This window comes from Candidatus Steffania adelgidicola, from assembly GCF_020541225.1.
Classification (GTDB): Bacteria; Pseudomonadota; Gammaproteobacteria; order Enterobacterales; family Enterobacteriaceae; genus Steffania; species Steffania adelgidicola.
On the sequence record NZ_CP045889.1, the window covers coordinates 54,910 to 70,482 of the forward strand.

Annotated in this window: 6 protein-coding genes, 1 tRNA gene and 1 pseudogene; 4 read left to right on the forward strand and 4 right to left on the reverse strand. The window is 33.5% G+C overall.

Going from position 1 to position 15,573, the window contains the following annotated elements; all coding sequences use genetic code 11:
• Window positions 1–702: 702 nt before the first annotated feature.
• A pseudogene (locus GFK82_RS00150) lies at window positions 703–1,374 on the forward strand (DUF3413 domain-containing protein); the annotation flags it as partial.
• Window positions 1,375–2,529: 1,155 nt separating this feature from the next.
• Window positions 2,530–2,603: transfer RNA gene (locus GFK82_RS00155), tRNA-Pro, on the forward strand.
• Between the two features lie 553 nt (window positions 2,604–3,156).
• Here the strand turns inward: GFK82_RS00155 and lysS are convergent.
• From lysS to tsgA, 4 genes are all read right to left on the reverse strand, one after another.
• Window positions 3,157–4,677 carry a lysine--tRNA ligase gene (gene lysS, locus GFK82_RS00160; protein ID WP_226810939.1) on the reverse strand — a complete coding sequence of 507 codons (1,521 nt, stop codon included), beginning with the start codon at window positions 4,675–4,677 and terminating at the stop codon, window positions 3,157–3,159.
• Window positions 4,678–4,686: 9 nt separating this feature from the next.
• Window positions 4,687–5,785 (reverse strand): peptide chain release factor 2 gene (gene prfB / locus GFK82_RS00165; protein WP_226810940.1). Its coding sequence is split into 2 segments (ribosomal slippage): window positions 4,687–5,709 and window positions 5,711–5,785, totalling 1,098 coding nucleotides; the frame shifts between segments, so codons are not numbered across the junction.
• A gap of 1,611 nt (window positions 5,786–7,396) precedes the next feature.
• Window positions 7,397–7,570 carry a disulfide isomerase DsbC N-terminal domain-containing protein gene (locus GFK82_RS00170; protein WP_226810941.1) on the reverse strand — a complete coding sequence of 58 codons (174 nt, stop codon included), beginning with the start codon at window positions 7,568–7,570 and terminating at the stop codon, window positions 7,397–7,399.
• A 1,589-nt stretch (window positions 7,571–9,159) separates the two neighbouring features.
• Entirely contained in the window at window positions 9,160–10,350 is a 1,191-nt protein-coding gene (gene tsgA, locus GFK82_RS00175; protein ID WP_226810942.1) for an MFS transporter TsgA, read from the reverse strand.
• 1,998 nt (window positions 10,351–12,348) lie between these two features.
• Between tsgA and GFK82_RS00180 the strand changes: the two genes are divergently transcribed.
• Together GFK82_RS00180 and GFK82_RS03915 are read left to right on the forward strand one after the other, a co-directional pair.
• Window positions 12,349–12,534: a hypothetical protein gene (locus tag GFK82_RS00180; protein WP_226810943.1), complete on the forward strand. Its 186-nt coding sequence runs from the start codon at window positions 12,349–12,351 to the stop codon at window positions 12,532–12,534.
• 111 nt (window positions 12,535–12,645) lie between these two features.
• On the forward strand, window positions 12,646–12,777 hold the full coding sequence (locus GFK82_RS03915; RefSeq protein WP_282100978.1) for a hypothetical protein: 132 nt from the start codon (window positions 12,646–12,648) through the stop codon (window positions 12,775–12,777).
• The last annotated feature ends 2,796 nt before the right edge of the window (window positions 12,778–15,573 follow it).

A 15,573-nucleotide genomic window follows, 5' to 3' on the forward strand; every position in this document is an offset into this window, starting at 1 on the left:
ATACATAGATTCTACTATTGTTAGATGTATCTCTCTATTTTTTTAGAAAAGATATTTCCTGTTAATAAAACGGTGTTATGCTCTAGTTCTTTGAACTATCCCCTGCATAGGAATTCTACTTTTTTGTCATATAGAGCGATAAGTGCCTCAATTTACAATTAATTTAATAATAATTGATATTATCTACTCTGATAGGTGACGCTAAATGAAAAGATTTCATATTCTGAACTTGGATCTCATAGTTAATAAATACATCCGACTTAAAGTTATACATTCTTGATGTAAGAGCAGGAATATTTAGCAAGAATTTTTGTCTAATCACTGATAGATTATCAGTGATCAAGCCAGAAGTTAAAATTTATCATGACTGTTAGAAGTGCTAGTATTACGGGAATGAGGAGCGGTAAACACACAGAAAAGTGGCAGAATGCGATTAGGATCTAATTTTAACAGACTAATATAAATATTATTATAACGTAATTATTTACGATGATAAATTAATAAATATATTGCATATTATCTTTTAAGTTGTCTTGAAAGAACACCATGCGATAATCAATATGTCTTTGACAAATTTAAAAAATTATTGTTAATAATGCTTATTAACTTCCTTATATAATAGACTAAAAAATTATTTATTGGAGTACTACATGTTTCGTTGCAGCTTGCTGACATGTATTAAGCATAAGTGAAAACAGAACTATGGTCATAAATAGTGAGTGCTATCGCGATAAAGTATCCGATATGATTAGCTGGGGTCACTGGTTTGCCTTTTTTAACATTCTCCTCAGCTTGGGGATAGGTGTTCGCTATTTACTCGCCGCCGATTGGCCTAGTTCTCTACTTGGCCGGGTATATGCTTTTACTAGCTTGTTAGGGCACTTCAGTTTTCTTGGTTTTACATTATACCTTCTCTTTGTCTTTCCCCTCACATTTATAGTAATCTCACAGCGATTGTTGTGTGTTTTATCTGCGATTATAGCCACGGGAGGATTAACTCTACTACTAATAGATAGCGAAGTTTTTACGCGTTTACATATGCATATGAACTCAATGGTGTGGCAATTAGTTACACATCCGGCTCAGCCGGAGCTGGCTCCTGATTGGAAATTCATGTTGATTGGTATCCCACTAACATGTTTAGTAGAAATTTTATTTGGCACTTGGAGTTGGAAAAAACTACGCAGTCTTAATCGTTATAAGATCGGAAAACCTGTCACTATACTCTTTATATCCGCTTTTTGTATCTCTCATATGGCTTATATTTTATCGGATGCAAATTTTTATCGCCCAATTACTATGCAGCGTGCTAATTTACCTCTGTCTTATCCAATGACCGCGCGCCATTTTTTAGAACGCCACGGTCTATTTGACGTATAGCATTTTTTGAAATGGTTAATGAACTCGGTTCAAGCTCTAGCTTTAGATTTGTTTTCTAATGGGTATAGAGAGTAAGTAACCTGTCTAAAATCGTTTTTGACAAGCGAAGATTAACGTTTGAGTACTTTTCCAGTTCACTCTTTATTTTGTCAAAGCTTACAATAGAGAATATTAAATGGAGAGCATTGGATTCTTGAAATTTTACAAGATCTACTTTTCGTATTAAGTTTCGATTTAAGCGAAACATTAATCGTGATTGTTTGGGATTCTCTTCAGAAGAAGAGTTATCAGTTTTAGTATCGAAAGCAGTTTAACATTACTAGGTTAGATGTAAAGTAGTACTTTATTTTCCATTAGTTAATGTTTTACAGAGAGATCTTGATTCAATATGTATATCAACTCAATTTTTCTTCATCGAGGATTGCAGTAATGTTGGGTATTGTTGGATTTTTCTCTAGATTTCCTTTATCAGTTACTATTGGTCATAGTGCAGTGTTGATATCAGCACTTTATATTAGTGTGTTTATATATTGTGTAATAAAAACGATATCAGTATCTATTTTTCGAAATACCTAAATATTAGCAACTACTCTTAGAAGGAAACGCTGGATTTTAATAAGAAGATAGACAAAATCGACATACCAGATCATAGTACTCATATAGATAAGATGACAGTATAATCGCCAATCTCTTGGGATTGGACTCTGAAGAAGATACTCGCCATATTTAGGAAAAGGGATTATGGGGATGTTAACCTCGTATATATTGAAGTGGTCTACGTAGCAGATTCCCGCTATAAATATCGTCGAAGGAAGAAGGATATTATCCATGCCTAATACGTAATTAGGCTGAAATATATCCATTATATGATGCATACAACTGTATTAGTTAGGTAATGAATCAGGATCGGCACATCCTAGCTTGCTATAATATAGGTGACATAAACCCTTATCCTATAAAAAATAGGAAGTTAATATATAATTTTACATAAAATTAAAAAAACTTACTACTAGTAAAAACTAGAATTTATTCTTCAGTTATAGATAGAAAACATTTGATTTTTAATAAAGCATTGGAAATTAAAGTGATCATTGAGATCGGCTGTTGTATTTATAGCAGGAACAGGTAATATAGAAACTCTATAAGAGTCGGCATGTAGCGCAGTCTGGTAGCGCACCGTCATGGGGTGTCGGGGGTCGGAGGTTCAAATCCTCTCATGCCGATCAATGAATATTAAGAAATTAATGAGTGATGTTTTTGTTTTTAAAACTGCATATACATAGACAAAAGATAATGATAACTTCTCGGTATTAGTTAACACAGGAACGTTTAGTGTATTCGCTTATGTCTGTTATCTTAATTAGTTAGTTAAGATTTTTAAAATTTATGCAAGGATATTTTTTTCTTATATGTTAATACTGTTATGTACTTTATTGTAAAGTGGTAAGTTACTGTTCTTAAATAAAACCTTTAAATTCAAAGGTGTATTCACCCGTTTATGGAGACATTAGCTCTTTTAGTATATATGAAACTATACTGAGAAGAGTTTATATAATAGTTAAAGAATAAACAAACGGAATCTTAATAAATTTTAGATAATCATATAATAACAAAAACCTCGGATAATTTAAGATATTTTTTATATAATCTTAACGTGATCTCGTATCGTCCTATTATAACAGGACATGTAAATATAATGTATGTGACGTGTATCATTTTCCTCGAAAACTTTTGTTTTAGGTAAATATATCGATCATGACAAAATAATATCCTCTACTATTTTTGTGGACGTAATACTGGGAATAGAATCACATCACGAATAGTATGACTATTAGTTAACAACATTATAATACGATCAATACCAATCCCCAAGCCAGCAGTAGGAGGAAGACCATGTTTTAGCGCAGTAATATAATCTTCGTCATAAAACATAGCTTGGTTATCTTCAGGCTCTTTAGTCTTTGTCTGTTCCGAAAATCGTTCAGCCTGCTCTTCAGCATCGTTAAGCTCTGAAAAACCATTGCCGATTTCACGTCCACTGATAAAAAATTCAAAACGATCAGTGAAAAATGGATTTTCGTCGTTGCAGCGTGCGAGCGGGGAGACTTCTGCTGGGTAGGCTGTAACGAATGTCGGCTGAATTAGATGGCTTTCTGTCGTCTCTTCAAAAATCTCGGTTTGTACCCGACCAAGCCCCCAGTTTTTCTTTATTTTTATACCTAGTGATGTGGCGATAGCAGTTGCTGAGATAATATTATCTAGTCCTTCTGGTGGAATATTGGGGCTATAATAGCAGATCGCTTCCTTCATTGTAATCTTGGTAAAAGGTTTCCCGAAGTCAAATATTTGATCGCCATAATGTATTACACTACTGCCTAGTACTCGTTGAGTCACGGTGCGGAATAAATTTTCTAGCAATACCATTAGATCACGGTAGTCTGCATAGGCCATGTAGAGTTCCATCATGGTAAATTCTGGATTATGGCGCGGTGATAGTCCTTCATTACGGAAGTTACGATTTATCTCAAATACCCGCTCAAACCCCCCAACTACTAGTTGTTTTAGATAAAGCTCTGGTGAAATACGTAAATATAGATCAATATTTAATGCATTATGATGGGTGATAAATGGACGCGCTTCGCCTCCGCCTGGAATAGTTTGCATCATTGGAGTTTCGACTTCCATGAAGTCGTTATCTATCATAAAACGACGAATTTCTGCCATCATGCGTGAGCGTACTTTAAAAATTTGTCGAGATTTATCATTAATAATGAGATCCAGATAGCGCTGGCGATAGCGGGCTTCTTGGTTAATAAGACCATGAAATTTATCCGGAAGTGGTCGCATCGCTCTAGTCAGCAAGCGAATTACGTTACAGTGTATAGATAGCTCACCGGTACGGGTTTTGAATAATCTTCCGCGTGCGCCAAGAATGTCTCCAAGATCCCATGTTTTAAAGTGTTTATTGTACTGACCTTCAGGTAGATTATCGCGAGCAACATACAGCTGCATTTTCCCACCTACGTCTTGTAGGGTAACGAATGAAGCTTTCCCCATAATCCGCCGGGTCATCATACGTCCAGCAATACTGACCTCGATATTTAACGATTTTAGTTCTTCGCTAGTTTTATTACTATAGTGGGAATGCAGCTGGTTGGAAATATTATCTCTCCGAAAATCGTTAGGGAAAGCGATACCTTGTTGGCGTAATTGACTGAGTTTTTCTCGCCGTGAACGCAGTTCATTATTTAACTCTAATCCCTGAGAGATATTTTGTTGTGAGTGTGATTCAAACATATGGATTCCTCATAGCCCCGCTTTTAAACTAGCTTCAATAAATTTGTCGAGAGCTCCATCTAATACTGACTGAGTATTGCGTGTTTCCACTCCTGTTCGCAGATCCTTGATGCGAGAATTATCAAGCACGTATGAACGAATTTGGTTCCCCCAGCCAATATCAGACTTAGTATTTTCTAGAGCCTGTTTTTCGGCGTTCTTTTGCTGCAGTTTAAATTCATACAGCTTAGCTTTTAGCTGTTTCATTGCCTGTTCTTTATTTTTATGTTGAGAGCGGTCATTTTGACACTGAGTAACAAGATTAGTTGGTAAGTGGGTAATACGTACTGCGGATTCAGTCCGGTTGACGTGCTGTCCACCGGCGCCAGATGCCCGGTAAACATCAATGCGAAGATCTGCTAAATTAATATCGATATTGATATCATTGTTGATTTCTGGGTAAACAAAGGCGGAGCTAAATGAGGTGTGTCGTCGGCTGTCAGAGTCAAATGGGCTTTTTCTCACTAATCGATGCACACCAGTTTCAGTACGTAACCATCCGTAAGCATACGCACCTACCACCTTAATAGTCACTGATTTTATACCGGCTACTTCTCCTTCCGATGCCTCAATAATTTCGGTTATGAAACCATGAGATTCTGCCCAGCGTAAATACATTCTAAGGAGCATACTAGCCCAGTCCTGCGCCTCTGTGCCTCCTGAACCTGCCTGAATATCTATATAACAATCAGAACTGTCGTGTTCGCCAGAAAACATACGGTGAAATTCTAGTTCGTTCAGTTTGTTTTTTAGTTTTACCACCTCATTTTGAGTGTCTATGAATGTTTTTTCATCATCTTCTTCTACTGCCAGTTCCAATAAATCGCTAACATCCTTCAACCCTTGGGTAAGGTAATTAATAGTAGTTATGATAGAGTTTAGAGAGGATCGTTCTTTAGTAATAACTTGTAAGTATTGTGGCTGATTCCAGACACTCGATTGTTCTAGTTCAGCATTGACTTCTTCAAGGCGTTCTTTTTTAAGATCATAGTCAAAGATACCCCTTAAGAAGACTGAGCCTCTCAGAAAGGTCCTGTATAGAGTTCTTTACCGGATTAATTTCAAGCATAGATTCATGTGCTCATTAAGAATAAAGACATATGCATTAAATTATTATTATAACAAATCAGTTTATTAGAAGGTAGTATTCCGCGGCCTTTTGGAATACCGAGAAGTATTCTATACTGTAATAACTCAACATATTGTTTTACTAGTGATTGGGGATGTCTATGCATTTTATAATCCTATATTTTATAGGTAAGAGGCGATAGGATATACTTTATTATTAAGTGATAGGTATAAAGAATGTTGACATTGTTTGAGATCTAGTAGAATCCTGCTAAACAAAGGATGTGGTAGAATTTTAGGTGTCTATTCTTCATTTTTTATAATTCTTAGTATTGGATTTATAATCTGATCTGGAAAAACTTTCCCTCAAGCCACTATTTTAGGGATTCATGTATAGACGATATCATCTTTAACCCATAGTGTTACCTGGAATTCATTCCAGTAGCTCAGCGGTTTTTTAGCTTGTAATCTGTAGGCTTAAAAACTAGTGATGCTTTTTAAGCATGTAGAGCACTCTTATTAGATCAAAGACGAGGTGCTAGTATCTGTCCTCGGTAGGTATTCGGGAGGCGAAGGTCTAGACTTATAAACCAAGAGAAATAATTGTATTTGAAAGTGTTTACTGATCCAGGTATTGCTGAGAAGTGGTTAATTAATGATTCGCAAAAACATATCTTTGATGTGTTAGAGAGTACAGATATAAGTAATAAGAGTGTTTTATTTATGATCAAAATCATGTACTCAGTGTGCACAAAAAGTCTGTTCTACTATTTCAGATTTGAGATTTCTGCTATTCTTAAAGTGATTGAAGAGCAGGAACTGAATTAGTCACTATCTTTATTTATAAAAGCATTTTCACTGTCTATAGTAAAATCGCTGAGTGCTATCATTTCTTATTACCTGTTAAACGCATCGGATTATAAGATCTATGCTTGGTCTTTTTCTTGTGAATTTATGAAATCTGGTATCAGATAGGAGACTTTATGTTTCCTGCTTCACTTTGGTGACTGTATAGCGATTTGAGTGGCATATTTATTTTTGCAGACATATCGGTAGTTTTAATGCCTCTAGCAAAGTAATATCACCTAAAAGGTGATATTATAATTGAGTGATCATAATCAGTAATGATGATTTAGTTTCCTTTCAGTTGCCCAGTCTGTTTTTTAATCTAAACTGTGTGCTAAAATTCTTTGGGGTTTGCGTCACCAGGGATACGGGTACCGTTCTCGAGAAGCCGCGTAGGTGTGCCTTGAATCCCGTGTTAAATACATAGAATATAATATTAACTGAATATCTATATCACAGTTTTTTAAGGGATACTATCTATCGCCCTGCATTGCTAAATCAAGGCTGGTGTTCGGATTATGGCTACAGCATATTAACAGCATATCTTTTTTTTGTCTGGGAAGTTATCCCTTTTCGGGGATAATTCAAGATACTGAATAGTTATTCCTAGCTTATGATACTCTTTAATTTGTTTGTAAAACTTCTGACAATGGCTAGATGTAATATCAATGAATACTATTACCACATATTTTCATGTGGCGTTTAAAAGATCATTATCTCTAGTTTCAAGGTGTTCAGATGTTTGATGAGGAAAAATTAGTAATATTTAAGGGGTGATTTTTCCTAAATCATAGAGCGGTTTGTAGATGATGTGACGACCGTTATTGGAGATATAAAATATATCCCTATCAGTCAATACAGTTTTCAATCCAATAACCGGTGAGGGCTGAACATCAATACTGTGAATACCAAGGCGTGCGAGGAAATATTTAATACCCATATATCGTTAGCGTCGGCTAGAGGAGCAAGGGTGAATGCCATTAAAGACAATATAATGAGGATTTTCTTGACATTTTTAATCCTTTTAGAAACACCTAGCTTAGGTATTATGATTTGTACGATTGAGATTTCTTCAACTTCTCTCGTTATAGATGAGAAGTCTGTATTCTTAAAATCCTTCTGTATTTCAGAGTAGGCTATAATCCACTATATAGATCAGTAAATAAATTGTAATTTTTTAGTAAAAAAATACCGAGGCGTGTGCTTTCGGCTCCTATTTGATAGGAAAACATAAGATTTCATAGTTTATTATTCCCTCAGGGAATAAAATATTAAACAACTACATTGTTTGCGAAGAGTTGATTTCTATATCAATAAGTATCAAGGTTTTTCTTGATATTTCGAATATTAACAAATGTTTAAATAATTAAACTATGCTAATATAAGATTTTATTTTTTTTAGTAAAAAATATATGATATAATCTTGTTATTATATCATAATTAATTACAATATTTTCCTGAGATATTTGTCGGCGATCTTAACTCATTCATTTTAGTGCTATTGAGCACTAGCAATCTCTGCTCGAAAGATGTGATTCATATAAATCCTTAATTTGCATTTTTATAAAGATATAGATGCAATCTTAAAACATCATAATAGGTCAACTTCTTGTAAGTTGGTTTACGCTAAGATATTTTTACGCTGAGATATTATAAAACGAAATTAAAACTGTTAAATCATAATGATTTGATTCTGCAGTTAGAAAACAACTCTTCTTAAGCGTAAATCTTAAATGAGAATAATAATTCTTATTAGAAACACTATAATGTGAATATTTGTTGCTATATTAACCTATAGTTAATAGGTAGTAATTTACTATTGATATATTTTATGTTCTCTTTAAGAACAATCATGATCCATATTGATGACTACAATAGGTTTTATATGAGTGATCATATTTTATCGTACTTTAATATAGGTGTAGAGTAATATATTTGATAAAATGAATTAAAGCGTGTTACCTGAATATGTCTGTGTAGTATCTTTTAAAACATTATCTATAGAATCTAGAGTTAAATAAGTTTTAAGTTTTAGGTGTAATGTTAAAAAAGCGATTAATTCATACTGTTGCTAGTGTAATCTTAAGTAAGCAGTTCTTCTCATACTAAGATCTTATGGGGGCAGAAATTTTAGACTTTTTTTAGATTAAAAACGTAGGTTACAAAAAAAGAAAAAAAACACAACCACTTTATGTCAAGTATTTATGATAACGAAATATTTTCGATTATGTCTATATTCAAAAAGTAACAATATTATAAATCAACCCCATGGAGATTATGGAGGTCTCTTCGCAGAGAGCCGCGCATCATTCCAATGATGCTGTTGAAGATTGAAGCTTAGCAGATTCTTAGATTTTATAACAAAGAATCAACTTGATTAATATTGGGTGACAAGCGTGAATACAATCAAACCTCTATTGATTCGGATATCAAGTATATTTATTTAAGATTTAAGAATGTATTGGTTTTTTAGAGATAGTGAATAGGGAGAAAATAAATATTTAGGAAAGCAGGAAATATGCCGGCCGATTACTTAATTATATCATTATGAATGCAATTACGATTAAAGCATACTACTAACAGACATAAAAAAAAGACAGTTAAATACAGAAGATTGCAGGTTTTTAGCGCTGCGCTCACTCCATATTTCGCTACGATTGGGGCAGTAACGATAAATGTTAACATGGTACCAATGGTACCGCAGGTAAGGATAAAGCTAACGAGTTTTGGCGATGTTACCTGAACTTGCTGCGATCCTAGTGTAATGATAGTTGTATAAATTGCGCTGGAAACAAAGCCTAGCATAAGTAAATACCAGGATAATAAAGTAGGATCACAGGTTTGAATGAACAAATACATAATTATTGAGGAGGTCGCTGTAAGCACTATTATAATGTGCTGTAAATTAAAAAAACGTAATAATCCGCTAAAAAACCACATCCCGATCATATAAGCGGTCCAGAAATTACTCACTAGCCCACTGGTTTGTTGAATATTCATATGAAAACGTGAGCTCGCGTATTCTGGAATCCAAGAGATAAAACCAAGCTGCCCTAGGATGTAGCATAGCGCTGCTAGCGCAAGTAGTACCACGCCTGCCCCCCAGGATTCTGGTTGTGTTAATGTTTTTTTTGTGCTATTCGGAGAATAAGATTGTAGTAACGGGAAATCAGACAACAAAGTAAGAATGAAAATCACCACATATAATAGACTAATGCAGATATAGACCCAGTACCAGGGTACATGTCGCGTAAGCAGCATACCTGTCAGAATAGGGAACAGTGAACCTGCCATACTGAAGAAAGAATCTGTAAACAAGAGACACGAGCCACGCTGGCGTCCGGTATATAAGTAAGTAATAAGATAGGTACCGATAGACATCGTAATACCGCTAACCCCCCCTAATAAAAACATTGACAGAGACAATAAGGTGAGATTATGCCCAATTACTATACCTAGTACTGCCATTACCATTAGTAGAAATCCGAATATCAATTGCCGTTTTAAAGGAATGATCTCCATCAGCCAGACATTAAGGAATATTGCTGCCAAAATACCTGAGTTTAGACAAGTAAAGATATTGCTGATACTTGAAATTGGTACCTGGAAATACTCTGCGATCTTCCTTAAGACCACCCCGGTGACAACAACTATGGCACCAGTGAGTGCATAAGAAAAAAAACCGATCCATGTTAATCTTAATTTATTATTTTTATTCATTTTAGATATAATTTTAATCCGACGATAACCACGAAAAGGCTGATCTAAAAAGTGATGATATCCTGCCTTTCTTAAGAAAGGGAAATATTATCATGGCTTATTTTTTTATTTCTTTCTAAATGTTTAGTGGTAATGTTTTTCAGTGATAGGAAGAAAGGATTATTGCTTTGTCACGGTTTTATGCTTTTTGAGTGACATAAGCTAGGATAAGGTAGTTATCGTCTTCTTTTTAATCATTTTTAAATATTAGAAATAAGGACTGGATAATCAGTTGGATTTAATATTAGGCATTTTTTAACTTTTAAAAGTTATAGATAGAAAAACTTGATCGGGATTGGTTATCATTTTTTAAATAACACTGAGTAATTACATATTATTAAATTATTTTATTCTATACCCCTTTCTAAATTTTAAAAATATATCGTGTATTTTATACATAAGGTGTTTTATTGAAATATAAGAGTGCCGATTATCCCACTGTACTCAATGAGTGTATTTTGATATATTAGATGCCTAGGTCAGTTTAATAGGCATGAAATATTAATTATATAAATAATTATTTTGAATTGATTTTATATAATTAATAATTATTAAGATATTTTAAAATTTCTTGATTAGAAAAGATAGATAAGATTTTTTGTCTAATCTTTGTGTTGTGCAGAAAAGCGTGATTCCCGTTGTTTGTATATAAGAATTAGTTACAACAATAACTATTGTAGACAGTTTCTTTTCAATCTTGCTTATAAGGAGATGAGAAATACAGGATCTACTAGAGATGGAAATATCATAACTGTGACCTATATTACGAGGTAACAATTATTTCTCTAAACAGATTCGAATTTTAGAGACGTCAGGAGTGGAACGCTCTTTAGATTATTTATGCGGAGATCTCTAGATCTATCATGTATACATGATAGAAATACAATTATGTTGAAGATAATCGCTATCTGCTTGAGTCGTTATAGACGAGACGAGATCGTCTGTTTAGGAAGCATGTAATTCTTGTTTGTTTGGAGTAATTTTCTCGGAGCCGTATATGAATTCTAGAAATTGTTTCGTGTTTCTATCAGATATAGATTATTGTTTACATAGGACAGGATAAAAAATGATAGTAATCTGAAATGGAAAAATCTGAAGTAAGTAGTATTCAAAAATTCGACTTTAGTTTCTTCTATAAATACGTGTTTAGAACGCCAGATTTTGTATCCGTATAAAAAATAAAAATCGATAGAGTGTATTTGTTTTTCAATATGTAAGACTGAAGCCAATTCATATTCTTAACCGAATCACTCTTCTGGTTTTAGATTAATTACTGACAGAGCATGCTAAGTCATTGAGGACTTGTGCTTTGAGTGGAAGAAATTTATTTCATAAGAGAAATATCAATTGAGTTGCTTAAATATATAGACTACTGTCGTAGTCTACGGTTGTGTCTAAAATAACATATACAGTAAAGAGATTGATGGGTTTTAATATTTTAAAAATCCCTTTTTACTTATTTTCTGAAGAGTTTTAGGTTGCGTTATTTTTCAATATAATTGACATTATTTATTATTTATTGTTAATGAATTATTAGAATCCTTCCCCAGGAAGAGGGAAGAAAACTAAATGCTTTTTTAGATTCCAAGATAATAATAATCCATTCTGGATGCATGAATCATGCAGGGTGCCTAGACCCTAGTAACAAAACTAGAAACTATAGTTCTTACCGTAGATTCAACCCGACTAAATCATTTCCATATTGTAGAATATGCTGCGTCAGTGTGCTCGGCATAATGCTATTAATCAATGACTCATCGTTATTAATTTTGGCGTTATTGCTACTGGAATAGGTAGATCGGAATGATTTCCCCCTCTATTATTGCTTCTAAGCAGTGTATTAGCAGCAATCGAGTAGAGTCGCTACATTCAGATTTAGGAGAAATTTTATATTTACAATATTCATATTGACAAAATGTTTCGGATTCGTATTGATATAAAAGAGCTCGAGGGTTTTTAGTGCTAAAAATTGCTGTATTAGTTCTGTTAAACAATAAAAATATATCCATGTTTCATGAAAGTAACGCCGTATCTACCGCAGAACTTCAAGTGGATTATAAAGATAATCTTTTAGCATTGATAGGTGTGCTAGGCAGCGAATCCTCGACAGCTGTTACCGGATTAGCTAGTACTGTGTACTTCTAAACCATAAATCAACTCTAGTGGAGAGTTTGTTTGAGAGTAGCAGGCATGAATGAAGTGTTATGTAAAACAATAGTGAGAGATAGATAGTATTTCGATCCTTGATACCCGGGTATGGGAACTAAATTCCAGTCGGGAACAATCGCTAACCGCTCGAGAATCGACGTTGTTATTGTAGGCGGTAATAATAAGTCAGTCGTGATGGGCGATATGACATTTTGTTTTGTACATTGGTTGGTTGCTTGATTCTATTGCAAAAAACATGATTAGGGAGTCTAAGTTTTAGATTTTCTATTCGCCATCTTACAGAATGGGATATCGCTGTCGATAATGGTGCACTAAAATTGATAGTTTAGACGGGCGCTGTACTTGTGATCGAATGAAATTCGATCGGTAGATAGTTCTCTTTTTAAGAGAAAAGTTATAGTTCGTATTTATATCGCCGATAGCCGGAATATCGCTAATGGTTTAATGTGCTATAACATCGATGCCCTGCATATGATAACCGAACAATATTTTCAGAATATTCGTGATATTTATAGGGCTATTAATAGGGATCGGAGATAATTGATCATAACGATATGCTTTATATTAAATTTTCAATTGCATGTTAGATAAAATTATATTGATCCTTATTTATAGTAATTTTACGGGTATTTTCAATATAAAATCTGGAACACAGATAAGAAATAAGTTTACATTAATTGTAACTAGATATTGGTTTTTTAAAACTCACTATTAACAAATATTACAACATTATAATTATAAGGCGATTACAACCTTTTCGTTGTTTTTAAAGATGATGATGTTTCGTATTTAGGAAAAATAATGTTTTTATAAAAACGGGTTTCATGATTTTCTAGCGATTGCATATTATTATTCTTGAATTTCAAAGAAGCATGTGTATCTTGATGCGCAGATATAGAATTTTGATAAAGCATATAATGCTATCTCTTCTTGGCATGGTGTAGATAACGGGATAGTGATTTAATTGAACTCTATAAAAATTAAATACTATTAATATGTTCATATTGCATGCAATGTGCATTGAGTGCATTTATAAATATTCAATGGTGTTCTTGACGCTAATCGTCAGGATATAGCACGAGCCACCATTCCAGGAATGGTGTGGATAATGCGATTCTAGATGGTTTACTCCTGAATTTAGCACAGTGTTTTCTGGCCTTCTTTCGAAGGTGCGCCGGTTGTATCATTTAACTGATCCGTTCGCTTATATGATCAGCGATCAGTAGTTAGATAATAGTCTAACAGTTTGAGTTCTGTCGAGTAGAACTCAGTGTCGTCGAGATTATCTATAAAGCACGTTAAACTAAAGATATTATGGTTGCATTGATATAACAGGAATGAATTGTTTTCTATTTACCGGTTAGCGCGGTATGTATGATTAATTATTGAAACCATAAGCAAGTTAATGATTTTTCGTCTTGATTGGCATGTGGAGATGTGTATAGATGAGATTCATGGTTTTAACCGGTTACTACTAGTAATTTTAAATGCTGATAGATAGGATAATAGTACTCCCGAGATATTGTAACGTATAGTCGATCGTTTTTTATTATGCTTTAATTATCATATGTATGCATGAGGCGTTACATTGCATACCGATAATAACGCACGTCAATATTTTATTGACGGATCCAAAATCCGTGTAGACCTTATGCAGATTAACTATTATAGGGAGTAGAGTATATCTCTTGTTACAGTACTCACCATTCTTATGCAATTCTCACCCAATTCGTTAAGGCGTTGCCATATTTTTTATCATCTTGATTCCTTATAGGGGGGTATCTTAACGAAAGTATTTAGCGTTACTGACGGTGAATCGTTCGGTATTGGTATTGAATTAAGAGTCTTATTCAAAATTTACATGCACGGAAAGGTTGGGTTGGAAGGACTAACCACTTATTAAGGGGATTGGTGGCGACGACAACCTGAGACGCCGATAATATCTGTGATCCATTATATGACAATAATGTTGTTTGTTATGTTTTAATTTGACTGTGTATTAATTTCTTATAGAGTATAATTGTGTTGATACATCACATATTGATAACAGTGTTATATATTAATCTCTGTGTAAAAACAGTCTATTTTATGTTTTTTTATGATGAGAAATTTATTTCTTTTCTAAAAGAATCATTCAGATTCTCTCACCATGATTTCTGAAGATACAATGGATAACCATGAGAGATGTATGATAAAGATCATAAAAAATTTTGTTTATTAGTCCTGTATTTTTTCTGATAGAGATGAAGAAATCTTAAATGACGCGATTTATCTCAAGGAAAAAGCAATCTCCTCAGGTTTTGTTGAGGATTTATAAAAAACATCGTACCTTTATATATAGATAACCAGTCGCCTTGTTTTTAAATATTTTTATTCAACAGTGTTGATTCTATTTGTTTTAACTAGGTGATATAACAAGTATTCTTGTGCTGTTTTTTTTGCTAAATGGCCAAGGATTATTGTTCCAATAGAAATTACTTGGTTATCAGTTGTATACATTTTTTTATTGATGATGATTGTATTGTCTTCTGGTACAATATTAGCTGGAATTGTTGATTCCAGACAGGTATCTGTTACCAAGCTTCTTAAGCTGAGTATTCTCTCAAGATTATTTGATTTTAATGTAATGTTTTTCTTTAAAATATAATAGTTACCAACCCATGATAAATGTCAGATATTAGGTGAAGGATATTCTTACATATAGGTAGGATCTATGGTGGATGTAAATTTAAAAATAAAATAGCGATTTCCTATAAAAAAGACTCTGTTTTAAAGTCATAAAATATCATAAAAGTAATTCGCTTGAATTTATCAGAAAAGTTTCTTTGCGGTTACTTTTAAATATAAAAGAATAGATTGGAGCGTGAGATCTACAATCTCTGCTAAATTTTTTTATTTAGAAACATGTCATTGCTATAGCAATGATTCTATTCTATAGGATGCCTGATGTTTTTTGATAAAAAAATCAAGTTTGGTGATGTTAAACATTGCTAATAGATCTAGCATTAGAATCTA